23 protein-coding genes are annotated in these 24825 nt (G+C 62.9%); 14 read left to right on the top strand and 9 right to left on the bottom strand.

Annotated elements, in window-relative coordinates; all coding sequences use genetic code 11:
• Positions 1-15: 15 nt before the first annotated feature.
• Complete coding sequence (locus tag RVAN_RS13120; protein ID WP_013420199.1) at positions 16-1767, bottom strand: ABC transporter permease; 1752 nt, start codon at positions 1765-1767, stop codon at positions 16-18.
• Between the two features lie 302 nt (positions 1768-2069).
• On the opposite strand from RVAN_RS13120, the gene RVAN_RS20275 reads away from it, so the two are divergent.
• Both RVAN_RS20275 and metH read left to right on the top strand, forming a co-directional pair.
• Positions 2070-2534: a hypothetical protein gene (locus tag RVAN_RS20275; protein ID WP_155942455.1), complete on the top strand. Its 465-nt coding sequence runs from the start codon at positions 2070-2072 to the stop codon at positions 2532-2534.
• Between the two features lie 148 nt (positions 2535-2682).
• Positions 2683-5364 (top strand): methionine synthase, encoded by a 2682-nt coding sequence (gene metH / locus RVAN_RS13110; RefSeq protein WP_013420197.1) that lies wholly within the window; start codon positions 2683-2685, stop codon positions 5362-5364.
• Positions 5365-5401: 37 nt separating this feature from the next.
• On the opposite strand, the gene RVAN_RS13105 is transcribed toward metH, so the two are convergent.
• Positions 5402-7360 carry a hypothetical protein gene (locus RVAN_RS13105; RefSeq protein ID WP_013420196.1) on the bottom strand — a complete coding sequence of 653 codons (1959 nt, stop codon included), beginning with the start codon at positions 7358-7360 and terminating at the stop codon, positions 5402-5404.
• An 89-nt stretch (positions 7361-7449) separates the two neighbouring features.
• Here RVAN_RS13105 and RVAN_RS13100 point away from each other — a divergent pair, with 89 nt between their 5' ends.
• On the top strand, positions 7450-9345 hold the full coding sequence (locus RVAN_RS13100; protein WP_013420195.1) for a S9 family peptidase: 1896 nt from the start codon (positions 7450-7452) through the stop codon (positions 9343-9345).
• A 17-nt stretch (positions 9346-9362) separates the two neighbouring features.
• Here RVAN_RS13100 and RVAN_RS13095 read toward each other — a convergent pair whose 3' ends face one another.
• Positions 9363-9758, bottom strand: coding sequence for a DUF2237 family protein (locus tag RVAN_RS13095; RefSeq protein WP_013420194.1), 396 nt, complete (start codon positions 9756-9758; stop codon positions 9363-9365).
• 59 nt (positions 9759-9817) lie between these two features.
• Entirely contained in the window at positions 9818-10246 is a 429-nt protein-coding gene (gene irrA / locus RVAN_RS13090; RefSeq protein WP_013420193.1) for an iron response transcriptional regulator IrrA, read from the bottom strand.
• Positions 10247-10443: 197 nt separating this feature from the next.
• On the opposite strand from irrA, the gene fabA reads away from it, so the two are divergent.
• The 4 genes from fabA to RVAN_RS13070 are packed head-to-tail and all read left to right on the top strand — an operon-like array spanning position 10444 to position 13760.
• Positions 10444-10980 carry a 3-hydroxyacyl-[acyl-carrier-protein] dehydratase FabA gene (gene fabA, locus RVAN_RS13085; RefSeq protein WP_013420192.1) on the top strand — a complete coding sequence of 179 codons (537 nt, stop codon included), beginning with the start codon at positions 10444-10446 and terminating at the stop codon, positions 10978-10980.
• A gap of 52 nt (positions 10981-11032) precedes the next feature.
• Complete coding sequence (gene fabB / locus RVAN_RS13080) at positions 11033-12250, top strand: beta-ketoacyl-ACP synthase I (protein WP_013420191.1); 1218 nt, start codon at positions 11033-11035, stop codon at positions 12248-12250.
• Between the two features lie 41 nt (positions 12251-12291).
• Complete coding sequence (gene fabI, locus RVAN_RS13075; protein ID WP_013420190.1) at positions 12292-13173, top strand: enoyl-ACP reductase FabI; 882 nt, start codon at positions 12292-12294, stop codon at positions 13171-13173.
• A gap of 29 nt (positions 13174-13202) precedes the next feature.
• Positions 13203-13760 (top strand): GNAT family N-acetyltransferase, encoded by a 558-nt coding sequence (locus tag RVAN_RS13070; RefSeq protein WP_013420189.1) that lies wholly within the window; start codon positions 13203-13205, stop codon positions 13758-13760.
• A gap of 15 nt (positions 13761-13775) precedes the next feature.
• Here RVAN_RS13070 and RVAN_RS13065 read toward each other — a convergent pair whose 3' ends face one another.
• Complete coding sequence (locus tag RVAN_RS13065; protein WP_013420188.1) at positions 13776-14780, bottom strand: tyrosine recombinase; 1005 nt, start codon at positions 14778-14780, stop codon at positions 13776-13778.
• Between the two features lies 1 nt (position 14781).
• Positions 14782-14922: a hypothetical protein gene (locus tag RVAN_RS13060; protein WP_013420187.1), complete on the bottom strand. Its 141-nt coding sequence runs from the start codon at positions 14920-14922 to the stop codon at positions 14782-14784.
• Positions 14923-15044: 122 nt separating this feature from the next.
• On the opposite strand from RVAN_RS13060, the gene RVAN_RS13055 reads away from it, so the two are divergent.
• Together RVAN_RS13055 and aroB are read left to right on the top strand one after the other, a co-directional pair.
• On the top strand, positions 15045-15683 hold the full coding sequence (locus RVAN_RS13055) for a shikimate kinase (protein ID WP_013420186.1): 639 nt from the start codon (positions 15045-15047) through the stop codon (positions 15681-15683).
• A complete protein-coding gene (gene aroB / locus RVAN_RS13050; RefSeq protein WP_013420185.1) occupies positions 15680-16816 on the top strand; it encodes a 3-dehydroquinate synthase in 1137 nt (378 codons plus the stop codon). The genes RVAN_RS13055 and aroB overlap by 4 nt, the downstream gene beginning before the upstream one ends.
• Before the next feature lie 18 nt (positions 16817-16834).
• On the opposite strand, the gene RVAN_RS13045 is transcribed toward aroB, so the two are convergent.
• Together RVAN_RS13045 and RVAN_RS13040 are read right to left on the bottom strand one after the other, a co-directional pair.
• The gene (locus RVAN_RS13045) at positions 16835-17356 is read right to left on the bottom strand and encodes a hypothetical protein (RefSeq protein ID WP_013420184.1); all 522 of its coding nucleotides are present in this window, start codon (positions 17354-17356) and stop codon (positions 16835-16837) included.
• 276 nt (positions 17357-17632) lie between these two features.
• On the bottom strand, positions 17633-18640 hold the full coding sequence (locus RVAN_RS13040) for an FUSC family protein (protein ID WP_013420183.1): 1008 nt from the start codon (positions 18638-18640) through the stop codon (positions 17633-17635).
• A gap of 318 nt (positions 18641-18958) precedes the next feature.
• Between RVAN_RS13040 and RVAN_RS13035 the strand changes: the two genes are divergently transcribed.
• The 5 genes from RVAN_RS13035 to RVAN_RS13015 all read left to right on the top strand — a co-directional run bounded on the left by RVAN_RS13035 (position 18959) and on the right by RVAN_RS13015 (position 24165).
• Positions 18959-20458: a L,D-transpeptidase family protein gene (locus RVAN_RS13035; protein ID WP_013420182.1), complete on the top strand. Its 1500-nt coding sequence runs from the start codon at positions 18959-18961 to the stop codon at positions 20456-20458.
• A 39-nt stretch (positions 20459-20497) separates the two neighbouring features.
• On the top strand, positions 20498-20851 hold the full coding sequence (locus tag RVAN_RS13030; RefSeq protein ID WP_013420181.1) for a cupin domain-containing protein: 354 nt from the start codon (positions 20498-20500) through the stop codon (positions 20849-20851).
• 210 nt (positions 20852-21061) lie between these two features.
• On the top strand, positions 21062-21385 hold the full coding sequence (locus RVAN_RS19105; protein ID WP_013420180.1) for a DUF4389 domain-containing protein: 324 nt from the start codon (positions 21062-21064) through the stop codon (positions 21383-21385).
• A gap of 270 nt (positions 21386-21655) precedes the next feature.
• On the top strand, positions 21656-21934 hold the full coding sequence (locus tag RVAN_RS13020) for a hypothetical protein (protein ID WP_013420179.1): 279 nt from the start codon (positions 21656-21658) through the stop codon (positions 21932-21934).
• Positions 21935-22140: 206 nt separating this feature from the next.
• On the top strand, positions 22141-24165 hold the full coding sequence (locus RVAN_RS13015) for an acetyl-CoA carboxylase biotin carboxylase subunit (protein WP_013420178.1): 2025 nt from the start codon (positions 22141-22143) through the stop codon (positions 24163-24165).
• A 189-nt stretch (positions 24166-24354) separates the two neighbouring features.
• On the opposite strand, the gene RVAN_RS19100 is transcribed toward RVAN_RS13015, so the two are convergent.
• On the bottom strand, positions 24355-24708 hold the full coding sequence (locus tag RVAN_RS19100; protein ID WP_013420177.1) for a DUF5335 domain-containing protein: 354 nt from the start codon (positions 24706-24708) through the stop codon (positions 24355-24357).
• Positions 24709-24825 lie beyond the last annotated feature (117 nt).

Raw genomic sequence — 24825 nt, 5'->3', positions numbered from 1 at the left:
GGTGTCGCTTCAGATTCAGATGCGAAGACGGCGGTCGGCATAAGCATACAGCCGCCGCCACAAGACGCGGTTGAGCGCGACGACGAACACCGACATCACGCCCACACCCAGCACGACGCGGTGGAAATCGCCCGCGGCGGTCGCATCCGCGATATAAGCGCCGAGACCCTGCGCCTCCACCTTCGTATCGCCCCAACTCACCGCTTCGGCCACGATGCTCGCGTTCCACGAGCCGCCCGACGCCGTGAGCGCGCCCGTTACGTAATAGGGCAAGATCGAGGGCAGCATCACCTTGCGCCACCAGAGCCAACCCTTCAGGCGATACAGCTCCGACGCCTCGCCGAGATCGCGAGGGAATACGCTCGCCCCGGCGATGACGTTGAACAGGATATACCACTGCGTGCCGAGGATGATGAGCGGCGAGAGCCAGATGTTCGGATCGAGCTTCCACGCGACGATACCCATCACCACGAACGGAAACAGCACGTTCGCCGGGAAGGCCGCGAGAAATTGCGCCAGCGGCTGAATGCGCTCGGCAAGCTTCGGCCGCAAGCCGATGTAGACGCCGACCGGCACCCATATGAGGCTTGCGATGGCGATCAGCACCATCACGCGCACGAAGGTGATGCAGCCGTCCGTCACCGCTTGCACGACGTCGGACCAGCCGAGCGTCGCGCGGACATAGCTGTAGATCGACCACGCGGCCCACACGACAACCGCCGCCAGCACGATATTGAACAGGATGTCGAGCGCCCGGCCCGCCGTCTTCCCGATCCGAGGCTCGGGAGCATGGCGCGACAGCGTGCTGACCCCGCCGCCGAACAAGCCCGCGATCCTGCCCAGAAGGCCGTTCACGGCCTGGATCAGCCGCGTCCGGCGCAGCAGGTTCAGCACCCACGATTCGGGCGGGTTCTGCGATGCGACGAGTTCCACGCGGAATTTGTCCGACCATGCCACGATGGGGCGGAACAGAAGCTGGTCATACAGGACGATGACCACCCCCATCGCGCCGACGGCCCACGCCACCGCGCCGATGTTCTTCTGCTCGATGGCGAGCGCGATATAGGAGCCGATACCCGGCAGCGTGATTGTGGTGTCGCCGACCGAGATCGCTTCCGACGCCACGACGAAGAACCAGCCGCCCGACATGGACATCATCATGTTCCAGACGAGGCCGGGCGTCGCGAAGGGCACTTCGAGCTTCCAGAAGCGCTGCCACGGCGTGAGGCGGAATTGCTCCGTCACCTCTTCGAGGTCGCGCGGCACGGTCTTCAGCGATTGGTAGAACGAGAACGTCATGTTCCACGCCTGGCTCGTGAAGATCGCGAAGATGGCCGCGAGTTCCGCGCCGATCTGACTGCCGGGGAACAGGTTCAGGAAGAAGACCACGGTGAAGGTGAGAAAGCCCAGCACCGGCACCGATTGCAGGATGTCGAGCGCCGGAATGATGACGCGCTCGGCCTTGCGGCTCTTGGCGGCGAGCGGTGCGACGATGAAGGTGAACAGAAGCGAGAAGCCGAGCGCCGCGAACATGCGAAGCGTCGTCAGCAGCGCGTATTGCGGCAGGTTCGCCGGATCGAGCGAGACGGGGTTCGCGGCAAGCCCCGTCAGCGGTTGCTGCATGGTCTTCGCGCCGTGCGCCATCGCGACGAGCACCGCGCCAAGCGCAAGAAACACAACCACGTCGTAGCGGTTCGGCCACGCCTGCGCGACAGTTGCGGAAATATTGGCGATACGGCGGTTGCCGGCGAACTGGGGCATCGTCATCGCGCGCCTCGCTTCCGTGTTTGAGGCCATCGCTTCGGGATCGAAGCGACGCCTTCCTGCCTTGCTTCGTTCGTTCCGCCGACCGGGGAGCCGGGAGGTGTCAGATGATTTGCGTAGGAGGTGTCGCACACTCGCGCAAAAAGTGTGTGAAGCCGGAGCTTTCCTGAAAGACGATGAATGCGCCGCGGCTTTCTGTCAACTCCGAAAACCTGCTGTCCGTAAGGGCGCGCGACGATGCGCGGAAACGCTGTCTTGTTGCGGCCAGAATCACATTGCCCTGCTTGCCGCCAAGGAGAACGCTAGTGCAGTCTATTCCACATTTGGCGAGCCGGCTCGCCGTCGTGATCGCGGTCGCGGCAGGAGTGTGCTGCTCGCCCCTCGGAGCGTTCGCCGCGCAACGCATTGCGGCGACCTTGGCGGCCGATTTCGCTGATAGCGCCGCAGATGGCTTCTCGGATGCAGGCGGACCTGATTCGTTCCCCCGCGATCGTTACGCCATCCCGGTGCGCCATCAAAGGCTCACGTCCGATAGCGACGAGAGCGCCGAGGAAGGAAGAAGTTTCGCCGCGCGGCTGAAGCACAAGCAGGGCCGCAATCTCGCGCACAAGAAGCGCCGCTTCCGGCAGCAACAGGCATGGCTTGAGAAGCAGCGGCGGGTCATGAGACAAAAACGGGCGGCGGCGAGGGCTCACCAGTACGCGGCCGCGCGGCGTCATGCCGGAAAGCGGCATCGAAAAGCCCCGCGCAGGATTCGTCCGCTGAAATGAGGGAAGACGGCGAAGGCAGCACTGCGTCGCTGTTCGGAGCAAAGCGCGCAGATGCCGATGACCGCAGCCGCTGATTTCGCTTGAAACTTCGCGCGGGCCTCACCAAGGTTCCTTGCTCGCCGCATAGGCGTAAAGGATAAGTCGAGACATGACCGGAACAGGCCAGCAATTCATCATCGTGGGCGAGCGGACGAACGTCACGGGCTCCGCCAAATTCCGCAAGCTCATCGAGGCTGGCGATTACGACGCGGCCCTTTCGGTCGCGCGCGAGCAGGTGGAGAGCGGCGCGAACGTCCTCGACGTCAATATGGACGAGGGCCTGCTCGACAGCGAGAAGGCGATGACGACCTTCCTGCATCTCATCGCGTCGGAGCCCGACATCAGCCGCGTGCCGGTGATGATCGACTCGTCGAAATGGACGGTGATCGAGGCCGGGCTCAAATGCGTGCAGGGCAAGCCCATCGTCAACTCGATCAGCCTCAAGGAGGGCGAAGAGCCATTCCTCGACCACGCCAAGAAGGTCATGCGCTATGGCGCGGCCGCCGTGGTGATGGCGTTCGACGAGGTGGGCCAAGCCGACACAGAGGAGCGCAAGGTTTCGATCTGCCGCCGCGCGTTCAAGCTGCTCACGGAGAAGATCGGCTTCTCTCCCGAAGACATCATCTTCGACCCGAACGTGTTCGCGGTCGGTACCGGCATCGACGACCACAACAATTACGGCGTTGACTTCATCGAGGCGACGCGGCGCATCCGGCAGGAAATGCCGCACTGCCACGTGTCGGGCGGCGTGTCGAACCTCTCTTTCTCATTCCGCGGCAACGAGCCGGTGCGCCAGGCGATGCACACCGTGTTCCTCTACCACGCCATCAAGGCGGGCATGGACATGGGCATCGTGAACGCGGGGCAGCTCGGCGTTTACGACGACCTCAACCCCGAGCTTCGCGAGCTCGCCGAGGACGTGGTGCTTAATCGCCGCGCCGACGCCACCGACCGGCTGCTCGAAGCCGCCGACCGTTTCAAGGGCGGTGGCTCGAAGAAGGCCGCGCCGGATCTTACGTGGCGCGAGCGGTCGGTCGCGGATCGGCTGAAGCATGCGCTCATCCATGGCATCACAGACTATATCGACGCAGACACGGAAGAGGCGCGCGCCTCGCTCGGTCGCCCGATGCACGTCATCGAAGGCCCGCTGATGGGCGGCATGAATGCCGTCGGCGACCTGTTCGGCGCGGGCAAGATGTTTCTGCCGCAGGTAGTCAAGTCGGCGCGCGTGATGAAGAAGGCCGTGGCCTATCTCATGCCGTTCATGGAGGAAGAGAAAGCTGCGGGCGGCGGGGAAGCGCAGGCGGCGGGCCGCATCATCATGGCCACGGTGAAGGGCGACGTGCACGACATCGGCAAGAACATCGTCGGCGTCGTCCTCCAGTGCAACAATTACGAGGTGATCGACCTCGGCGTTATGGTGCCGCCGCAGCAGATCCTCGACGCCGCGCGCGAGCACAAGGCCGATGTGATCGGCCTGTCCGGCCTCATTACGCCAAGCCTCGACGAGATGGTGTTCGTGGCGTCCGAGATGGAGCGGCAGGGCTTCGAGGTGCCGCTTCTGATCGGTGGCGCGACAACGAGTCAAGTGCATACCGCCGTCAAGATCGCGCCGAACTACGCGCGCGGGCAGGCGGTTTATGTCACGGATGCGAGCCGCGCCGTGGGTGTGGTGTCGAGCCTGCTCGGCGGCGAACGCGACACCTATGTCGGCAAGCTCCGCGAAACCTACACCAAGGTAGCGCTGGCGCATGAACGCGGTCGCGCGGCGAAAATGCGTCTTACGCTGGCGCAGGCGCGCGCCAATCGCTTCGACCCCGGCTGGCACGGCTATGTGCCGCCGAAGCCGTCCTTCATCGGCGCGCGCGCGCTCGAAAACTACGACCTCGCGACGCTCGTGCCATACATCGATTGGACGCCGTTCTTCTCGGCATGGGAGATGAAGGGCACCTATCCGGGCATCCTCACCGACAACAAATATGGCGACGCCGCATCGTCGCTGTATCGCGATGCGCAGGCTATGCTCGCGCAGATCGTGGAGGAACGTTGGTTCCGCGCGAATGCGGTTTACGGCTTCTGGCCGGCGAACGCGCTTGAAGACGACGACATCGCCATCTATGCCGATGACAGCCGGACCGAGACCATCGCCACCTTCCGCACGCTGCGCCAGCAGATCGCGCGCGACAGCGGCCGCGCCAACATCGCGCTCTCCGATTTCATCGCGCCGGAAGCGACCAACATCGCGGATTATATTGGCGGCTTCGCGGTGACGGCGGGCATTGGCGAGGACGTTATCGCGGAGCGCTTCTCGCGCGCGAACGACGACTATTCCCGCATTCTCGTCAAGGCGCTGGCCGACCGGCTGGCCGAAGCCTTCGCCGAGCATCTCCACGCGCGTGTGCGCCGCGAGTTCTGGGGCTATGCCGCCGACGAGGCGCTCGCGCCGCACGAACTTCTGGCCGAGACGTATCGTGGCATCCGGCCCGCGCCCGGCTATCCAGCTCAGCCCGACCACACCGAGAAGACGCCGCTGTTCGACCTGCTCGACGCGACGCGCGCCACCGGTATCGCGCTCACCGAGAGCTATGCGATGACGCCGCCCGCCTCGGTGTCCGGCCTCTATTTCTCGCATCCCGAAAGCTATTATTTCGGCGTCGGCAAGATCGAGCGCGACCAAGTGGAAGACTACGCTCGCCGCAAGGGCTGGACGGTCGCCGAGGCTGAGCGCTGGCTCGCGCCCATCCTCAACTACGAGCCGGGCCGGAACGCGCTGACGGGCGAGGCGGCTTGAGGGCAATTTGCTCTTTGGGCTCGCACCGTGGGAGGCATCAATCCGGGCGCACCTTGCGGATCAGGCCGCTAAAATAGGCCACCGTGAGAATGCTCACGAGTCCGCCGAAAGCGACCTCTCCGTAGACGAGCCATTTTACCGTCATCTCAGGTAATTGCTGTCGACCAATTAGCGGAAGCGAGACATGGACGCTTTTTTGTACAGGTACCCAGGCTTTTTCCTGAATGAGATCAACAACCGGAAACATGACATTGAATGAATACACATAGGGGTCAAATCGCGGGTAATCGGGGACATTGATCGTCAGGCAAACCGGCCACGCATTTAACTTTGCTGCCGCTTCTTGCAGAGGATAAACGCACTCTCGTGTCTTGCTATCCAGCAGAACTTGAGAATCGCGAGGTGCAAATGCTTGTTGAGCTTTAACAGCGTCATAAAACGCACCGCACGCTAATCCAACGACGAGCATGAAGGCCAAAACTCGGAGCGGACGGTACCCGTAACCCATCATCCAGCCCCATGTAACGGTCGAGATGAGAGAGCCGACCGCGGCCCATTGCCCTCCTGGCTTCAGGAATTGCTGCCGCCGGCTTTGGTGAAGTCGTTTTTCCCGCTCGATCGCGAGTCGTCGGACATCTTCCGGATGCCCCATGTCTCGAAGCACCTTTATGAGTTGCTCAAAGGGCTGCGGTCGAAAGTCGCTTCCCATATGTGTCTTCGGCTGATGCTTGAGCCACTTCAATCGTTTCGCCGCCCCGCGCGGAGCATTGCCGCCGAAACGGTCGAAGGTGAAACCGTCGAGATGAATCGCATTTCGCGGCTTCCGGTCAATTGGCCGAAAGAAAAAACCCTTCTTCGGCTGTATTGGCCACGAATCCTTGCAATCGACCAAAACTCCAACATGAGCGCTTTTCAGATCCAGCGAGCCGTCGAACTTTGCCCCCCGCAGAAAAAGGCCCCCCTCAACCGTTGCGTTCACCAGCGAGAGCGCGTCGAACGAAAGATCCTCATCTGGCGCGCTCAGGTCCGTTGTTGTAATATTCGGTGCGATGAATTCTGCTTTTTCGCAATTGATGCCCCCGGATATTTTGCTTCCGCGAAATTCTACTTTTGCAGCGAAAACGGAGTCGCGAAAATATACATTTCCGCCGATTGTTGTCCTTGAGAAGCGAAGGGCGAGAGGATCTTCTTTGGAAACCGCGTCGAAACGACCGCCGCTGCAGTCGACACCTCCCCGGATTCTCGCTCCCATGAAGCATAGTTCGCTCACGCTGTGACTGTTTCTTAAAAGCAAATCGCCCCGAATTTCAATTCTGAGAGCGCTCAAGGAGCGAATAGAGTGATCGTAATGATCTGCGAAATTGGCTTTCGTCGCACCTGCGAAAGTAGCGTTCGAGCAATTGAGGCTGCCGTTTATTTTTGAATCGTCAAGATGAATCACGCCCTCCGAATAAAAACCGTCGCGAAGCTCAAGCTGCCCGCCAATCGACGCCGTAATGAGGTTTACCGAGGTAATATCGTCATTAACACCTATTTTTGTGCCCTTGCAGCACAATGTTCCCGTCACTTCGATGCCAAAAAGCTCCAGCGCACTTTTTATCTCGCATTTCTTCAGAAAAAGATCACCATCGACCTTGGCGCTGTATCCAACAAATTTGCCGAAAATCACCCTGTCGAAGCTCATGGTCTTTACAGATGCGTCGGCGAAGGAAAATGCGTCGAAAACGCAGCGCGAAAATCGAAGCGGCACAATCGCGTTTGTGCCATCCAGATTGACGCGTCCTTTGATATATGCACCAGCAACGGTCAGGCCGCTCGAATGACATTTCTTGCTGGCAAGGAGAGATCGGAGAAAACTTCCTCTGATTGTGTTAGTGAAGGAACCCGTTTTGGGGACTTCAAGAGAAATTTGGCATGTTTTCCCGGTGGAAAGACAAGACAGAAGTTTCTTCTCCGCCATATACAGCGGCCGCATGAGGATAAGACGCTCACCCATAACACCCACCTCAAAATATTACACAATAAACACCCGACTATAATTTTAATACAGTACACGGATAAATACAATCTGCATCTGGGAATCGGATGAATAACAACACTTTACCTTGCGGCCACTGGCCCTCCCCGATCTCCGCCGCAGCGGTCGCGGCGGGCGCGCTGCGCTTCGGGCGCGTTGAGGCGAAGGGCGGTGCGGTCTACTGGGGCGAGAGCCGCCCGGCTGAGAAAGGCCGTTCGCCCGTGCTGCGCTGGACGGCCGCGGACGGCGTCACGGAGCTTCTGCCTGCGCCATGGTCAGCGCGCTCGCGCGTGCATGAATATGGCGGCGGCGAATTCACGGTGGCGGGCGGTGCGCTTTATTTCGTCAACGACGGCGATCAGGATATTTACGAGGCTCGTTTGACGCCCGAGGGCGCTGCCGCACCGTGCCGCATCACCGAACTGCCAGACACTCGCTTCGCCGATATAGCGCTCGACGCGGGTCGCAATCGCCTCATCGCGGTCGGCGAAACGCACGGCGTGGGCGAGACGACCGAGCCGGTCAACGCGCTGTGGTCGATCCCGCTCGATGGGAGCGCGCCGCGCGTCCTCGTTGAAGGGCACGACTTCTACGCCAGCCCGCGCGTCAGCCCGGACGGCTCGCTTCTGGCCTACCTCGCCTGGAACCTGCCGCACATGCCGTGGGACGCAGCGGAGCTGTTCGTCGCGCATCTCGACGCGGATGGCGCGGTCTCCGGCGTGGTGAAAGTTGCGGGCGGTGGCGGAACCGCGTGCTTCCAGCCGGAATGGACCGGCGAGGCGCTGCTCTTCGTGTGGGACGCGGGCGGCGCTGGCAATTTGTGGCGTTGGATGGAGGCGTCCGCGCCGATCCAGATCACGCGGCTCGACGGCGACCTCTCGTTGCCGCTATGGGTGTTCAATCAGGCGAGCTATGCGCTTCTCGAAGGTGGCAACGCGCGGCTGTCTTACGTTGACAAGGGCGAGACGCGCGCCGCGCTGCTCGACCTCGAAACCGGCGCTCTGACGCCGCTCGTGTCGCCATTCACCTGGGTTGGCGCGTTATCGGGAGACGGCGATCTGACCGCGTTCGTCGCCATGGCTGACGACGAGGCGCTCTGCGTCGCGGCCGAGGCGGACGGCGCCGCGCCCGCCATCGTCCGCCGAAGCTCGACGTTCGCCATCGACCCAGGCTTCATCGCGCCACCCCAGCGCCTCGAAATCCCGAGCCCTTCCGGCCCGGTCTACGGCCTCTATTATCCGCCCGCCAACCCGGAAGCGCGCGGCCCGGAAGGCGAGGCCCCGCCGCTCATCATCAGCCTGCACGGCGGCCCGACCAGCGCCGCACTGCGCGGACTAAAAGCCAAGACGCTGTTCTTCACGTCCCGCGGCTTCGGCTGGCTCGACCTCGACTATTCGGGCAGCGTCGGTTATGGCCGGGCCTATCGCGACCGGCTCAAGGGCGCGTGGGGCGTCGCCGATGTCGCGGACACGGTCGCGGCGGCGGAATATGCGGCGACGAGCGGCCTCGCCGATCCCGGCGCGGTTTTCGTCACGGGCGGCAGCGCGGGCGGCTTCACGGTGCTGATGGCGATTGCGACATCGAACGCATTTCGCGGCGCGGCGAGTTACTACGGCGTGGCTGACCTCATCGGCTTGCAGGAGACGACGCACAAATTTGAACAGGGCTATCTCGAAACGCTGCTCGGCGCGACTGTCGAGGCTGACCCTAACCTTTATCGCGCGCGGTCGGCGCTCACGCATGCCGACGCGATCACGACGCCGCTCGTCCTTTTTCAGGGCGCGGAAGACAAGGTCGTGCCGAAGGCGCAATCGCTCGCCATCGCCGACGCGCTGAGAGCGAAGTGCGTGCCCGTCGCGTATCACGAGTTCGCGGGCGAGGGCCACGGTTTCCGGCAGGCGGAAACCATCCGCGATTGCCTTGAGCTGGAGCTGAACTTCTATCTAGGGCTTCTGGTGGGCTGAGCGATGTCCGCGCAATCTTACGAAAGGTCGATCGCGTGGCGCTTCAGGTCGGCGAGCGACACGATGTCCAGCGCGTTCTGGTGCGTAGCCGCGAGCACGACTTTAGGGGCTTTCCCTGCCGCGAAAGCCTGCGCCCAGCGCGCCGCGCACAGGCACCAGCGGTCGCCTGCCTTCAGGCCGGGGAAGCCGAAATCGGGAACGGGCGTGGACAGGTCGTTTCCGGCCGCCTTCGAGAAGGCGAGAAAATCGTCGGTCATCACCACGCACACGGTGTGCGATCCGACATCCTCAGGGCTCGTATTGCAGCATCCGTCGCGGAAAAAGCCGGTCAGCGGCGAGAGCGAGCAGGGCGACAGAGGCTCTCCGAAGACATTTTTCGGAGGGTCCGGTCTGTGATTGGTCGTGTCGCGCACGATTTCTCCATATCGATGGGGACGAGGCATCGCACGCGTCGCCGAATTTGACGTGCAACCTAGCCGCCTTTTTTCTTGGTCGGCTCCAGCCTGACGAGAACGTCGATGCGGGCGATTTCGGTTCCGGGCGGCGGCTTCGGTAGATTCTCGACCTTGATGTCGGCTGTGTCGATATCGACAAGCGAGCCGTTCTTTTCGAAGAAGAAATGAAAGTGGTCGTTAATCTTGGTATCGAAATACGTCTTCGAGCTTTCGATGGCGACTTCGCGCAGAATGCCCGCTTCGACGAACTGGTGTAGCGTGTTATAAACGGTTGCAAGAGAGACGGGCACACCCCTTTTCACGGCCTGGGCGTGGATCTCCTCGGCAGTGAAATGCCAGTCCTCGCGCCCGAACAGCAGCTCCGCGAGCGCGACGCGTTGACGCGTCGGTCGTAAGCCCGTGAGGCGCAGTCTTTCTATAGGGAGTTCCGGGATATTGTCAGGCATCACTTGGCATTCCGTCGCGTTCCACCTTGTAGTATAGGTAGCGACGCCTTAACTCGCAAGCGCCGCCCAAGGCCCCGGAAGTCTGAACGCAACGATGGCGTGGGTTGCGAGCACCGAAAGGTGTGATAGTTACGGTATGTGACAGTTTAGCGACGGCCTGCCGACGAGCAGGCATGATGACTATCTAAAGAGGAAATATGTCCGAGCGGCGCCACAGCTACGACTATGAAGACTTGCTCGCCTGCGGTCGCGGCGAACTATTCGGGCCCGGAAACGCACAATTGCCGCTTCCGCCCATGCTGATGTTCGACCGCATTACGAGCATCTCCGAGACGGCTGGAGAGCACGGCAAGGGGCACGTCATCGCCGAATTGGATGTCCGCCCGGACCTCTGGTTCTTCGACTGCCACTTCAAGGGCGACCCGGTGATGCCCGGTTGCCTCGGCCTCGACGGCCTGTGGCAATTGCTGGGCTTCTTCCTTGGCTGGGGCGGTTCGCCGGGCCGGGGCCGCGCATTCGGATGCGGCGAGGTCAAGTTCACGGGCATGGTCGTGCCGACGGTGAAGAAGCTCGAATACATCGTCGATCTGAAGCGCGTCATTCGCCGCAAGCTGACGCTCGGTGTCGGCGACGGCATTCTCAAGGCCGATGGCACGGTTATTTATTCTGCCAAGGATCTCCGCGTAGGCTTGTTTACCGACGCGAACGTGGGCATTGAAGCGGCGGCTGGCTGAGCCGGATCGCGCCGAGGCCTTTTCAACAAATGCGACAACGTGGGGTCAAGACATGAGACGTGTTGCTGTCACGGGAATGGGCATCATCTCGTCCATCGGTAACAACACCCAGGAGGTGGTTGCCTCCTTGCGTGAAGGGCGCTCCGGCATCGTCAAGGCGAAAGATTACGCCGAGCGCGGTTTCCGGTGTCAGGTGCACGGTGAGCCGACCATCGACTGGGAAGCCGCGATCGACCGCAAGGTGCGCCGCTTCATGGGCGCGGGCGCGGGGTGGAACTACATCGCGATGCAGCAGGCCATCGCGGACGCCGGCCTCGAAGACAAGGACGTGTCGAACGAGCGGACGGGCCTCATCATGGGGTCCGGCGGTCCGTCCACACGCGCCATCGTTGCCGCCGCCGACACGACACGCGAGAAGGGGCCCCGCAAGGTCGGCCCGTTCGAGGTGCCGAAGGCCATGTCGAGCACCAACTCGGCCACGCTTGCGACCCCGTTCCGCATCAAGGGCATCAATTATTCGATCTCGTCGGCCTGTTCCACCTCCGCGCATTGTATCGGCAACGCGGCCGAGATGATCGCGTGGGGCAAGCAGGACGTCATGTTCGCGGGCGGCGGCGAGGAACTCGACTGGACGCTGTCGGTGCTGTTCGACGCCATGGGCGCGATGTCGTCCAACTTCAACGACACACCCACCAAGGCGAGCCGCGCCTATGACGCAAACCGCGACGGCTTCGTCATTGCGGGTGGCGCGGGCGTGCTCGTGCTGGAGGAATTGGAGCGGGCCAAGGCGCGCGGTTCAAATATTTACGGCGAACTCGTCGGCTTCTGCGCCAACTCGGACGGCTACGACATGGTTGCGCCGTCGGGCGAAGGCGCGGCCCGCTGCATGCGCGTCGCGATGAAGGGGCTCGACCGCAAGGTCGACTACATCAACCCGCACGCGACATCGACGGTTATCGGCGACCTCAAGGAAATCGAAGCCGTTCGGGAAGTCTTCGGCTCGAAAGCGCCGCTGCTTTCCGCCACCAAGTCGCTCACCGGGCATTCGCTCGGCGCGGCAGGTGTGCAGGAGGCAATCTATTCCCTCCTGATGATGAACAACGGATTTGTGTGTGAATCCGCAAATATCGTGGAGCTTGATCCCGCGTTCTCGGATATGCCAATTGTTCGCGAGAGACTCGACAACGTCGAGCTGAATTGCGTGATGTCGAACAGCTTCGGTTTCGGCGGCACCAACGCGACGTTGATATTCAACCGGTACGACGCCTAGAGACGTCGGACACATGCCGGATCAGGAAAGGCCACGATCTCATGACTGGGTTTGATGTAGCAAAGCCGGGGCCGTTGATGGCAGGCAAACGCGGGCTCATCATGGGCGTGGCCAACGAACGGTCCATCGCCTACGGCATCGCGCGCGTGCTCGCCGGACAGGGCGCCGAAATCGCCTACACCTATCAGGGCGACGCCTTCGGCCGCCGCGTCATCCCGCTCGCCGAGAGCCTCGGTGGCAAGATCATCCTGCCATGTGACGTGGTGGATCTCGCCTCCGTCGATGCGGTTTTCGACACGCTCAAGGAGAAGTGGGGCAAGATCGACTTTCTGGTCCACGCGCTCGCCTTCTCCGACCGCAACGAACTGAAGGGCCGTTACGCCGATACGACGCGCGACAATTTCATCAACAGCATGGTGATTTCGTGCTTCTCCTTCACGGAGATCGCGAAGCGCGCAGCCGCGCTGATGACGGACGGCGGCTCGATGATCACGCTGACCTATGGCGGGTCGACTCGCGTTGTCCCGCGCTACAATGTGATGGGCGTGGCGAAAGCGGCGCTCGAAGCGTCCGTGCGTTATCTCGCCGTGGATTTCGGTCCGCAGAGCATCCGCGTCAACGGCCTGTCGGCCGGTCCGATGCGCACGCTCGCGGGCTCCGGCGTGTCTGATGCGCGCGTCATCTTCAATTACCAGAAGCTGCATTCGCCGCTGCGCCGCACGCCAACGCTCGATGAAGTAGGCGGTGCCGCGCTCTACCTTCTTTCCGGCCTTTCCACCGCCGTCACGGGCGAAACCCATTACGTGGATTCAGGTTACAACATCGTAGCCATGCCTCGCCCCGAGATGATCAACGAGAAGGGCGAAGGGCTCGCATCAGAGGCTGGCGTTGCCCTGCAGCGGGAGCCGCGGGCCGCCGAGTAAGGCGCTTCGCGTTTCCGGAAAGGCATGCCGTGGCTATCACTTATCCGCTGACCGCTATCGATCCGTCGGAGCGTGACCGGCTTGTGGCCGAAGCTACGGAGATCTTTTTTGCGACGGCGAACACTTCGGCGTTCAACTCGCCGATCGTGAAGAAGGCGTTTTATCAGCGCTGGTTCGGCAATTATCTGGACCTCCAGCCGCTGTCCTTTTTCATTGCGCTCGATAATGAGCGGCACGCGGTCGGCTATCTGGCCGGGTGCCTCGACAGTTTTTCCGACGAATGCCGGCCGATCCTCGACGGCATGGCATTCTATACGAAGAACTTCCGCGCCGCGCTTCAGGATTTCCCGTCGCACTTCCACATCAACGTGAAACCAGGCCAGCAGGGCAACGGCATCGGCTCGCTGCTGGTGGCGCGCTTCTTCGATCAGTGCATCGAAGCCGGTTCGCCCGGCGTCCATGTGGTGACGGGGGCAAACTCCCGCGCGATCCAGTTCTACGAAAATTGCGGGTTCCGCCGGTTCTTCCCGCTGAAGGAAGTAAGCCCGGATCTCGGGCTTCTCGTGCACCGCTTCGAGCAGCGGTAGGGCGCGCCGGCCCGCCTACGTTTCCTTTTCCGCCGCGCCCTCGCTGAGCGGGTGAAAGTCGAACACAGTCTGCCGCAGGCGGTCTTCCATCACGTGCGTGTAAATCTGCGTGGTCGAAATATCGGCGTGGCCGAGCAGCGTTTGCAGCACGCGCAGATCGACGCCCCTGTCGAGCAAATGCGTCGCGAACGCGTGGCGCAGCACGTGTGGCGAAAGCCGTTCCGCATCGATGCCGAGGCGCGCGCCGAGCGCTTTCAGATCCTGCGCGAATTTCTGCCGCGTCAGGTGCCCGTCCTCACCCCACGACGGAAACAGCCATTTCGACGCAGAAGCCCCTGCGCCGCCCGCCTTGCCATCGGCCCGCGCGGCCGCTTCGAGCGCGTCCAGCCAGCAGTCGAGCACGGTGCGCGCTTTGGCGTTGAGCGGAATGATGCGCTCGCGCCCGCCCTTGCCCTTCACGGTCAGCATCTTGCGGTCGCCGAGGAAGGCGGCGCGCGGCAGCCCGACGAGTTCGGAGACGCGCAGCCCGGTGGCATAGAGGAGTTCGAGCAGGCACGCGAGCCGCAGCGCCCGGCGGCCCGAAGACGTTTGCGGATCGCCAAAAGCCGCCGCCTGATGCGCCGCGTCGAGGAGTAGGTCCACTTCGGCGATGGTGAGAGTCATCGGCAGTACGCGCCGCGCCTTCACGCCATCAATGAGCCGCGCGGGATCGTCATCGCGCATCTTCTCGGCGACGAGGAACAGCATGAAACGCTTCAGGCAGGACAGCTTGCGCGCGGCGGAATTGGCTAAAAGCCCGGCCTCGGCCCGATCCGAAAAGAACGCTTCCAGATCCGCACGCGCGCAGGCGGCAAAGGTTTCGCCACGCTCCGCCAGGAAGCGCGACATCTCGCGCAGATCCGCCGCATAGGCCGCGACCGTGTTCGCCGATGCGCCGCGTTCGGCCCTCATCATCGCGAGATACGCATCAATCAGCGGCTCGTCCGCTGCCGAGGCGGGAGCGCTCGGTGGCCGCCCCACGCTATTTGATCTTCGCGTCGCGGATCGATTTCGTCATCTCGTGCGGCGACGGCTCAAAAAAAGTCGCCAGAACGAACATCGACCCGTAGAACAGCCCGGCGATCAAACCGACGATTGTCAGAAAGCGAAGAAGTGTCGGCATCTCTCCCCCCGGCTCGGTTGTTCTCTCTAATGGGCTGACGCTCTTCGCGCCCGTTGTCAAGGATGCGATAGAAGCTTAAGTTGCGGCCCTGTTCTTCCATAAGCCAATAAGATGAGCGGTTCGTGACGTCGGAAAACGAAGCAGGCGGTTTGAAGCCGATGGCGAAGGCGGTGCGGCACGCGCTCGGGCGGCAGAGCGTCATCCTTGTCGGCATGATGGGGTCCGGCAAATCGTCCATCGGGCGGCGGCTCGCAACCGCGCTGGACTTGCCCTTCCACGATGCCGATGCCGAGATCGAGACCGCCGCGGGCATGACCATCGAGGAGATGTTCCGCACCCACGGCGAGGGCTATTTCCGCGACGGCGAGGAGCGTGTCATCCGCCGCCTGCTGCAAAGCGGCTCGCAGGTGCTGTCGACTGGCGGCGGCTCGGTCATCTCGCCCGCCACGCGCGCCGAGATCGCCAGAGGCGGCGTGTCGATCTGGCTCCATGCGCCGCTCGACCTTCTCCTCCAACGCGTCTCGCGGCGCGACAACCGCCCGCTCCTCAAGAACGACGACCCGATGGCCGTGCTTCAGCGGCTTCTCGCCCAGCGCGAGCCCTTTTATGCTGAGTCCAGTCTCAAGTTCGAGAGTCGCGACGCGCCGCACGAGGTGATCGTTGATGAAATCCTCGACCTGATCTTTACCTATTTGACAGCGAAAGAGGCCGGGGGCGGCGCAGCCCAACCGGCGGACCTGCAAGGGAGCGAATCGTCATGACGGCACAAGTGAAGCCTTCCGCGCGCGTAGATGTGGAGCTTGGCGAGCGCAGCTATCCGATCCTTATCGGCAACGGCCTGATCGCGGGCGCGCCGCAGTTTCTGGCGGAGACGCTGCCAGGCACGCGCTTCGCCATCGTCGCGGATGAAGCGGTGCGGGCTTACGCGGAGCAGCTTGAGGCGGGGCTTGCGGGCGCTGGCCTTCTGCTCGGCCCGACGGTTTATGTCCCGTCCGGCGAGGCGTCGAAAAGCTTCGCCTCGCTCGAACGCGTGACGGCTGCGCTGCTCGACCTTGGCGTGGAACGCGACCATGCGGTTGTCGCGCTCGGCGGCGGCGTGATCGGCGACCTCGCGGGCTTCGCGGCCGCGACGCTGAAACGCGGCGTGCGTGTGGTTCAGGTGCCGACGACGCTTCTCGCGCAGGTCGACTCCTCGGTTGGCGGCAAGACGGGCATCGACACACAGCACGGCAAGAACCTCGTCGGCGCATTCCACCAGCCCTCGCTCGTGCTGATCGACCTCGATACGCTGAAGACCCTGCCGCCGCGCGAATTCCGCGCGGGCTACGCCGAGGTCGCGAAATATGGCGCGCTCGGCGACTCGGTGTTCTTCCGCTGGCTGGAAGACAACGCCGCTGCGATCTTCGAGCTGGACACTTATCCGCTCACCGACGCTGTCGAGACGAGCGTGCGAATGAAGGCGGAAATCGTCTCGCGCGACGAGAAGGAGGCGGGCGACCGCGCGCTCCTGAACCTCGGCCACACCTTCGGCCATGCGGTCGAGGCTTGGGCGGGCTATTCCGGCGACGTGCTCCACGGCGAGGCAGTCGCGCTCGGCATGGTGCTGGCGGCGCGCTTCTCGGAGGCCGAGGGCTTCTGCGCGCATACGGTGTCGAGGCGGCTGGAAGACCATCTGGCGGAAGTCGGCTTCGCCACCACCTTCAGCGAATTGCGCCAGCGGCTCGGCCGCGCGCCCACGCTCGATGAACTCACCGGTTTCATGGAGCAGGACAAGAAGGTGAAGGACGGCAAGATGAATCTCGTCCTCCTGAGCGGCATCGGCAACGCCTTCGTGGCGAAGGATGTCGCGCGCGACAAGATCCGCGCGTTCCTCGCCGCCGAGCTTGAGCGTTAGGCACGGCCGCCGAACGCGCTACGGGCGGGCGTCGCGTTGCGCCTGCCTGACCTTCGTCCACTGCGACACCTGCCCGATCTTCGACGGGTGGGTGGTCGTGCGGCGGCGGCGGCTCGGAAGCGGCGACATGCCTTCATGCGCGGTGACGCCCGGAGCCGGACGGTGGAATTCCGCCGACCGCTTCATCGCAAGCGCACGCCGCGCATTCGCGCCAAGCTCCGCCTTCGCCTCGAACTTGCGGTGACGCTCCATCTCCTTGTTCACGCGCTTCAGCGCCTGCGCGAACACCTGCTTCCTGCGGCGCGGCTGATCCGAGGTGCCGGGAAAGCTTCCGCCGCGCGCCTCGCCCGTGCCCTTGGTCTCGCGCCGCTTCGTCCTGTACTGCGTCTTTTCCTTGTCGCGCATGTCGCGAAGCCGCTTCAGCGTATTCTGAAGATCGTCACGCGCAATCTCGCAGATGGCGGGATAATGCGTCGTGCGCACAAGCTCGCGCTCGTCGTGGTTCAGCAGATGAAATTCGCTTTTGTAAGAGATGGCCATACGCAACTCCCGGTGCGTTTTTCGAAAGCGCAGATCGATGTCCGCCCGCGAAAACGCTGTGAAACAAGGGCCGGATCTCTCGCGCAGAACGGCGAGCGGAGAAATCAGGCTGGGCGTTTTGCCGAGGATAGCGGTTGTATCTTACCCGTCCGTCACACCTCGGCGGCGCGCTTGTCCGGCGTATCCATGAACGCGATTCGCGCTTCGCATCCTCGTCTATATGCCAACCCATGACATGCTTACGGGTTTCCGGCGTCGATCCGTGATGCCGCCCGCTCACTCCTCGTGGATCGCGAGGAAGGCGGCGAGCGCGGCTTCCACCGCGTGGAGATTGTCGAGGCAGGGCTGCCAGCCGTGCGGGACAGCCACGGGTACGGGCGCGTCGAACGTGTCATTGCGCCCGGCATCGAGGTCTTTCGCCGAGGCCGAGACCAGGCGCGACACGTGGGAAACGCGATCCCTGAGGCCCTCCGGCGGCGGCTCCTTGCTCGTCCGCAAGGCCTCTTCCAGCGATTCCGCGAAAAGCAGCGCAGAGGCGTAAAGCCGGATGGCGCGGCGGTCATAGAGGGCCGCCATCTCGCGCACTTGCAGTGCCACGAAGCGCCCGCGCAAGGTCCACCGCACGAGGCTTCGCGCCCGGTTGATGCCGGAATTGAGGTTGATGAGGCTCGATTGCGCCTCGGTGAACAGGCTGGTCGCGGCTTCGGCCTTCGCCCAGTCCCGTTCGGAGAGCGCCGCCTCCGCCTGCGCGAAACCCTTGGCCAGCCGTTGCAGCAGCGACCGAGCCGCGACGTCGATGAGGCGGACGGGATTCGGCGTCATCAGCACCTGGCTGAACATCAGGCCGACCGACGCGCCGACCATGACGTCCATCATGCGCGCCACGCCTGCCTTTTCCACGCCGAATGACAGGAGCAGCACCGTCGAAATCCCCGCCTGGATCGGGACGACGGGCGCAAGCCCGAATAGGGACGCGATCAGCAAGGCCACGAAGGTCGCGAGGCCGATGCGCAGGAGCGGCTCCATCGGCGGCAGGAGCAGCGCCAGTTCGCCAATCACGATGCCGGTCGCCACGCCGATGAGAAGCCCAACTGCCTGTTGTCCTCGGCTCGGCAGCGCCGGAGCGAGGCAGACGATGGCCGTGATCGCCGCGAAGAGCGGGATCGGATGACCGAGAAGGCGGACCGACAGCACCCACGCAATGCATGCCGCCGCTGCCGAGGCGAAGGCGTCGCGCCAGTTATCGCGGGCGCGAAGCGAAAGCGTTTGCGTCCATGTCTGCATTCAGTCGCTCCGGTCGGACACGCGGCGTCGGGAATATCGCCGGTCACAGCCAAGGAAGCGTGAGCGAAATGGCGTTTTCGTTAAGACGGCGGCGGTCTCGCAGACCCGCGACGCAATCTCGCCAGCCTCCTGTTGCGCGCCTAATATCCGCTTCTGTTTTGCGCGGCACAATTTCACGCTATAGTTACGGCACAGCCTGCATACTACGCTCCCCGGCAACCTTCACGAATGTTCAACGTCATGCGTCCATTTGATTTTCCGAGCCCGCGCCGCATTTTTGCATCCGCTCCGAACTCCGCATCCGCCTTGGCAGCTTTCATGATCGCGCTCATCGGCTTCGGACTGGTGGCGCAACCGGCTGACGCGCGTCGCCGCTATTATCAGTCCGAACGCGAGGAACCGAAGGCGGCAGTCGAAGACACGCAGAGCCGCGCGCCGGTCGGGCCGCTCTACGGCGTGGTTTCGCTCGCCGATCAGCAGGTGACGTTTTACGACGCGAAAGGCGTCTGGGCGCGAAGCCGGGTGTCCACGGGGCAGCAGGGCTACGCAACGCCCGCCGGTGTGTTCTCGATCCTCGAAAAGAACCGGTATCACCGCTCGAACATCTATAGCGGCGCGCCGATGCCGTTCATGCAGCGGCTGACCTGGACGGGCGTCGCTCTGCATCTGGGCGTCGTGCCGAACTACCCGGCGAGTCATGGCTGCGTGCGGCTGCCGGGAGCCTTCGCACAGCGGCTCTTCGGCGTGACGAGCGAGGGCCAGCGCATCGTCATCGCGCCGCAGGATGTCGCGCCGGTGGACATCGCGCACGCGAAGCTTCCCGCTCCGAAGCTCCTGCCGCTCCCGGACAAGGGCGATGACAAGACCACGGCGCGGCCGGACGCTACGCCGGGCGTCGAGCCTGTCGCCCTTTCCGCCGCGAAGGCCGACGAGCCGAAGCCGGAACTCGTTGCGCCGGGTGAATATGCGGAGGCGCTCAAGGCCGCCGCCGTTCAGAAGGGCCGAGCCGCCGCGCAGGCAAAAAAGGCCGCCGTGGCTCTCGCAGGGAAAAAGCAGGTGGAGCTTCGGCAGGCCGACAGGGATGTCGCGCTGGCCGAGGCGGAGGTGAAGCGCGTGAGCCGTGAGCTTGAGGCCGCCACCCGCGCCGCCGAGAAGGTGGACGCAGACGAGGCAACGTCGAAGGCCGTCGATCTGCGCGTGAGCGCGGTCGAGGCAAGGCTCGCGGATGCCGAAACGAAGGCGGGTGCCGCACGCGACGTGCGCACAGGGGTCGAGCGCGAGTTGCTCTCGGCGCAGGAGGCCATCCGCGCGGCTGCTGCCGAAGGCGACGAGGCCGTTCGGATGGCGAAAGACGCAGCTTCGCGCGCCACCCCGATCTCGATCCTCATCAGCCGCAAGACGAGCCGCCTTTACGTGCGGCAGGGCACAACACCGCTGTTCGACGTGCCTGTGACGATCAAGGACGCGGATCGCCCGCTCGGCACGCATCTGTTCATCGCGACGCGCACCGGCGAGAACAAGGCGTCGCTGAATTGGGTCGGCATAACGCCGCCTGCCGCCGTCGAGGTGAAGTATCGCCGCCATTCGAGCCGTCGCGGCCGCTCTGTCGAGCCGCTTGAGCCGGAGCAGGTCGCGAAGCCGTTCCCCGAAACCGCCGCCGCCGCGCTCGACCGTATCGAGATCCCGGAGGACGTGGAGGATCGCATCGGTGAACGGCTTTATGTCGGTTCGACGCTCATTCTCTCGGATGTCGCGTCGAACGATGGCAAGTTCCCGATGGACTTCCAGATCCTCGCGCGCACCGTCGTGAGGGATTAGCGTCGATCCGATCAATCGGATCGGAAACCGGAGCGCGCGATGTCGAAGACCGGCAACGTATTCGCCAACCTGCCCGTCATCGGGTGTGCGGATGAAGACATCGCCGCGCTTCTGGACGTGCCGGGGCTTCGCGTCGAGCGCATCGTTTCCACCGGGCAGGCGAGCCCGCCGGGCTTCTGGTACGACCAGCCGCGCGCCGAATGGGTATTGCTGTTGTCGGGTGCGGCGCGGCTGCGGTTCGATGGCGAGGATAAGGCGCGCGCGCTCAGGCCCGGCGATTACGTTTTCATCCCGGCTCGGCGACGCCACCGCGTGGACTGGACGTCTCCCGACGCGCCGACAGTGTGGCTCGCGCTGCATTTCGATGGCGGCCGCGAATCAAATTGCGATTGAGCGCTTCGCCAAGGCGCCGCTCGAAGCTTGACGGATCTTGGGCGAAACTCGCGCCAAGCGTGCGCCGTCGCATCACTCAACCGAAAAACACCCTCGAAGCGACTCCACCGCTGTGGAGAACCTGTGGCGAAATGCCACATGTCGTCCCAACGGCGCAATGCCGCTCACTTCGCATGATAAGCGGGGAGTGCGAAGGGATGGAGGATAATCATGATGAGTGAAGCAGCAAATCTCTCGGCCATAGAGGCCGACAAGACCAAGTCTGATGCCGCGCAGGAGCCAAGGAACTGGCCTCGCGCGGGTCTATCACTTTTCTTTCTTGTTCTGTTCAGTATCGGTCAGAGCCTGTTTTTTGCGTTGGCTCTCGTGCAGATGGTCTGGTTTCTCGTCCAGCGGGCTCCGAACCCGTTCCTGTCTCGGTTCGGACCAAGCTTAGGTCAGTGGCTGGGTGACGCATCGCGGTTCATCTACCATGACACGGAGGAGAAGCCTTTCCCGTTCAAGGCCTGGCCGGCAATCAACACTGACGCGTAAGCTTTGAAGAAGGCTGGTGTCCGTCCGCAGCTAAGTCGACACGGTGGACACCTCCTTGGAATAAGCGGGACAACCTCCTCCCTTCGCAATCGAGGACTTGCCCCGCTCCCCTCGAAGCCGCACCTGCGGCCGCCTTTGAACAAATCTCCGTGCTCGTGCATTGCCTCCCCATGCGGTCGGTATCCGGCCGTGGCATGGTGGTTGGCGCAGCGGATCAACCGATCAGGCGTTTGATCGATCGGGTCCGGCACATGGGCATCGAGGCCGAAAATGAAGCTTCTCTTGAAACGCGCTTCGGCGGGCTGGAACGACCTTCCGCAACTCATCCGCTTCCTCGGGCTGAACGCGGGGATCGGTATTCTTGCGGGCTGGCTTCTGCTCGTGCTCATCCTCGCGACCAATGTAAACGGCGTCGGCACCCTGATCGCGACATCGGAAACGCCGCTCGTGCCCATCGGCATGCTGATGGCGGGCTTCGCGATCACCTTCGGCAGCGCGGCGGCGGGCGCGGCCGTGATGATGATGGCTCACGACAAGGACGATGGCTGAGCCGGGACGCTGCTGCTCACGCGACCTTTGCAGCACGGTTCTTTTGGCGGACAGAGACCGCACGCCTCTCCCTGCCTTAATCGCATGCGTGGTATATGGCAGCACTGGACCATTAGCACCATTGATGCGCGGCCCTATGACGGCTAGAACAGGCGCAAACAAGACAATAACCAAACTGCCGCTGCCTGCCGCATAGGATGCCCGCAATGTTCAAGAAGATTCTCATCGCAAACCGGGGCGAGATTGCCTGCCGGGTGATCAAGACCGCGCGCCGTATGGGCATCAAGACGGTCGCCGTCTATTCCGAGGCGGACCGAAACGCCGTTCACGTCGAGATGGCGGACGAGGCCGTGCTCATCGGTCCGGCTCCCGCCGCCCAGTCGTACCTCATCGCCGAGAAAATCATTGAGGCCGCGAAAAAGACGGGCGCGGAAGCCATCCACCCCGGCTACGGCTTCCTTTCGGAAAACGCGGGCTTTGCCGAGGCGCTGAAAAAGGAAGGCATCGCCTTCATCGGCCCGAACATCGAAGCCATCAAGGCGATGGGCGACAAGATCGAGTCGAAGAAGGCGGCAGCGGAAGCGCGCGTCTCGACCGTGCCCGGCTATCTCGGCGTCATCGAAAGCCCCGAACAGGCGATCACAATCGCGAACGACATCGGCTATCCGGTGATGATCAAGGCGAGCGCGGGCGGCGGCGGCAAGGGCATGCGCGTCGCGCGTTCGGCCGATGAAGTGCGCGAGGGCTTCCTCACCTCCACGGCGGAAGCGAAGTCGAGCTTCGGCGACGACCGCGTGTTCATCGAGAAGTTCGTCGAGAACCCGCGCCACATCGAAATTCAGGTGCTGGGCGACAAGCACGGCAACGTGGTCTACGTGTTCGAGCGCGAATGCTCGATCCAGCGCCGCAATCAGAAGGTCATCGAAGAAGCGCCGAGCCCGTTCCTCGACGAAGCCACCCGCAAGGCCATGGGCGAGCAGGCCGTGGCCCTGTCGAAGGCCGTTAACTACGAGAGCGCGGGCACCGTCGAGTTCATCGTCGACCCGAAGAAGAACTTCTACTTCCTCGAAATGAACACCCGCCTTCAGGTGGAACACCCGGTCACCGAGATGATCACCGGCCTCGACCTCGTGGAATTGATGATCCGCGTGGCCTATGGTGAGAAGCTGCCGTTCAAGCAGGAAGATCTCAAGATCAATGGCTGGGCCGTGGAAAGCCGCGTCTACGCCGAAGACCCGTTCCGCAAGTTCCTGCCGTCCATCGGCCGTCTCGTGAAATATCGCCCGCCGGTCGAAGGGCCGCGCCTGAACGGCACCATCGTGCGCAACGACACCGGCACGGAAGAGGGCGGCGAAATCTCGATGTTCTACGATCCGATGATCGCGAAGCTGGTCACCTGGGGGCCGACGCGCGAAGCCGCGATCGACGCGCAGGCCGCCGCGCTCGACGCGTTCTACATCGACGGCATCGAGCACAACATCCCGTTCCTGTCGGCGCTGATGCAGCATCCGCGCTGGCGCGAAGGCAATCTCTCCACCGGCTTCATCGCCGAAGAATATCCCGACGGCTTCAAGCATCGCGAGCCGGAGGGCGAGGAACGCGAGGTGCTTGTCGCCGTCGCCGCCTGGATCGATCACATCAACAACATCCGGCGCCGCCACATCTCCGGGCAGCTCCCGCATGCGGTCGGCTTGCGGCTCGGCGCGGCGCGTATCGTTCAGTTCGGCAAAGTCGAGCAGCCGGTCGTGCTGGCGGGCGACTACAAGAACGGCACGACGGTCACTTTCACGGATGCCGAGGGCAATCCTCAGAAGACGGTCGCGTTCGAAACGCATTGGTGGTTCGGCAAGCCCGTCTGGCATGGCAAGGTTGACGGCAAGGAAGTCTCCGTGCAGGTGCGCGTCATTCCGAACGGTTTCGACCTCTCCTATAATGGCGTGCGTACCAAGGCTTACGTCTACACGAACCGCGAAGCCGAACTGACCGCGCTCATGCCCGAGAAGAAGGTTGCCGACACTTCGAAGAAGCTTCTCTGCCCGATGCCCGGCCTTGTGATCTCCATCTCAGTTGAAGAGGGCCAGGAAGTGAAGGAAGGCGAACAACTCGCCATCGTCGAGGCCATGAAGATGCAGAACGTGCTGAAGGCCGAGCGCGACGTCACCGTGACGAAGCTCCGCGCGAAGCCGGGCGACAGCCTCGCGGTCGACGCGGTCATCATGGAATTTGCTTGATAGCGGCCGGTTTTTTGCCGGCGCAATACTGAAAAAAGCCGCTCATCGGAGCGGCTTTTTTTATGTTCGGTGCAGTGCGTTTGCGAACAGTCCTGGCGTTGCTTTGAGTTCAGGCTGAACGATTGATCGGGCACGAAAGCTCTCACGCCCGAGTAACTCCGAGCGCAGCGCGAACGGTTGCAGCGATCCCTACTGATCGCCCGGCAGCAGAAGATCGGGCAAGTTCATGCGCGGCTTGAAGCTGATCGAGTTCACGGCCTTGTCCTCGCCGAGAATTTCGAGCGAAACCAGCTCCGCACCCTCAACCGCGACCAGAAGATCCGTCGGCTTGTGGATGCGATGCTCGATGGAGCCCGCGTCGATGGCGATGTCGTCGTCCTTCGGGTCGTAACTCACCCCGCGGAAATCGACGTTCTCCACCTGAATTTGAGCGCCGATATCCGCGCGGTCTACCTCGATCGTAACTTTATAGGCGCCGTCCGAACGGGAGATGTGATCCAGAAGAGGCTGCCAGTCGCGTTTTTCCAACTTGAGGTTTTGCATGTCAAGACCCGTTTTCTGACCGAATTCTTAATCGTCACACGCAGTTGTTACAATCGCCTTGATGTGGCGCAAAGTAATATAACAATCGGCGGGAACATTGTCTTTCGCCGATTTTTT

It is taken from the genome of Rhodomicrobium vannielii ATCC 17100, from assembly GCF_000166055.1.
GTDB classification, from domain to species: domain Bacteria; phylum Pseudomonadota; class Alphaproteobacteria; order Rhizobiales; family Rhodomicrobiaceae; genus Rhodomicrobium; species Rhodomicrobium vannielii.
This window is presented reverse-complemented; position numbering and strand designations above follow the sequence as displayed.

What these genes read in the sequence shown, in the direction of transcription:
- RVAN_RS13100 (WP_013420195.1), top strand. Translation starts at nt 7,450, where the DNA reads ATGAATAACAACACTTTACCTTGCGGCCACTGGCCCTCCCCGATCTCC.
- RVAN_RS13060 (WP_013420187.1), bottom strand. Translation starts at nt 14,922, where the DNA reads ATGCCGACACTTCTTCGCTTTCTGACAATCGTCGGTTTGATCGCCGGG.
- irrA (WP_013420193.1), bottom strand. Translation starts at nt 10,246, where the DNA reads ATGCCTGACAATATCCCGGAACTCCCTATAGAAAGACTGCGCCTCACG.
- RVAN_RS13045 (WP_013420184.1), bottom strand. Translation starts at nt 17,356, where the DNA reads ATGGCCATCTCTTACAAAAGCGAATTTCATCTGCTGAACCACGACGAG.
- fabB (WP_013420191.1), top strand. Translation starts at nt 11,033, where the DNA reads ATGAGACGTGTTGCTGTCACGGGAATGGGCATCATCTCGTCCATCGGT.
- fabI (WP_013420190.1), top strand. Translation starts at nt 12,292, where the DNA reads ATGACTGGGTTTGATGTAGCAAAGCCGGGGCCGTTGATGGCAGGCAAA.
- RVAN_RS19100 (WP_013420177.1), bottom strand. Translation starts at nt 24,708, where the DNA reads ATGCAAAACCTCAAGTTGGAAAAACGCGACTGGCAGCCTCTTCTGGAT.
- RVAN_RS13105 (WP_013420196.1), bottom strand. Translation starts at nt 7,360, where the DNA reads ATGGGTGAGCGTCTTATCCTCATGCGGCCGCTGTATATGGCGGAGAAG.
- RVAN_RS13035 (WP_013420182.1), top strand. Translation starts at nt 18,959, where the DNA reads ATGATCGCGCTCATCGGCTTCGGACTGGTGGCGCAACCGGCTGACGCG.
- aroB (WP_013420185.1), top strand. Translation starts at nt 15,680, where the DNA reads ATGACGGCACAAGTGAAGCCTTCCGCGCGCGTAGATGTGGAGCTTGGC.
- RVAN_RS13120 (WP_013420199.1), bottom strand. Translation starts at nt 1,767, where the DNA reads ATGACGATGCCCCAGTTCGCCGGCAACCGCCGTATCGCCAATATTTCC.
- RVAN_RS19105 (WP_013420180.1), top strand. Translation starts at nt 21,062, where the DNA reads ATGATGAGTGAAGCAGCAAATCTCTCGGCCATAGAGGCCGACAAGACC.
- RVAN_RS13020 (WP_013420179.1), top strand. Translation starts at nt 21,656, where the DNA reads ATGAAGCTTCTCTTGAAACGCGCTTCGGCGGGCTGGAACGACCTTCCG.
- RVAN_RS13030 (WP_013420181.1), top strand. Translation starts at nt 20,498, where the DNA reads ATGTCGAAGACCGGCAACGTATTCGCCAACCTGCCCGTCATCGGGTGT.
- metH (WP_013420197.1), top strand. Translation starts at nt 2,683, where the DNA reads ATGACCGGAACAGGCCAGCAATTCATCATCGTGGGCGAGCGGACGAAC.
- fabA (WP_013420192.1), top strand. Translation starts at nt 10,444, where the DNA reads ATGTCCGAGCGGCGCCACAGCTACGACTATGAAGACTTGCTCGCCTGC.
- RVAN_RS13015 (WP_013420178.1), top strand. Translation starts at nt 22,141, where the DNA reads ATGTTCAAGAAGATTCTCATCGCAAACCGGGGCGAGATTGCCTGCCGG.
- RVAN_RS13040 (WP_013420183.1), bottom strand. Translation starts at nt 18,640, where the DNA reads ATGCAGACATGGACGCAAACGCTTTCGCTTCGCGCCCGCGATAACTGG.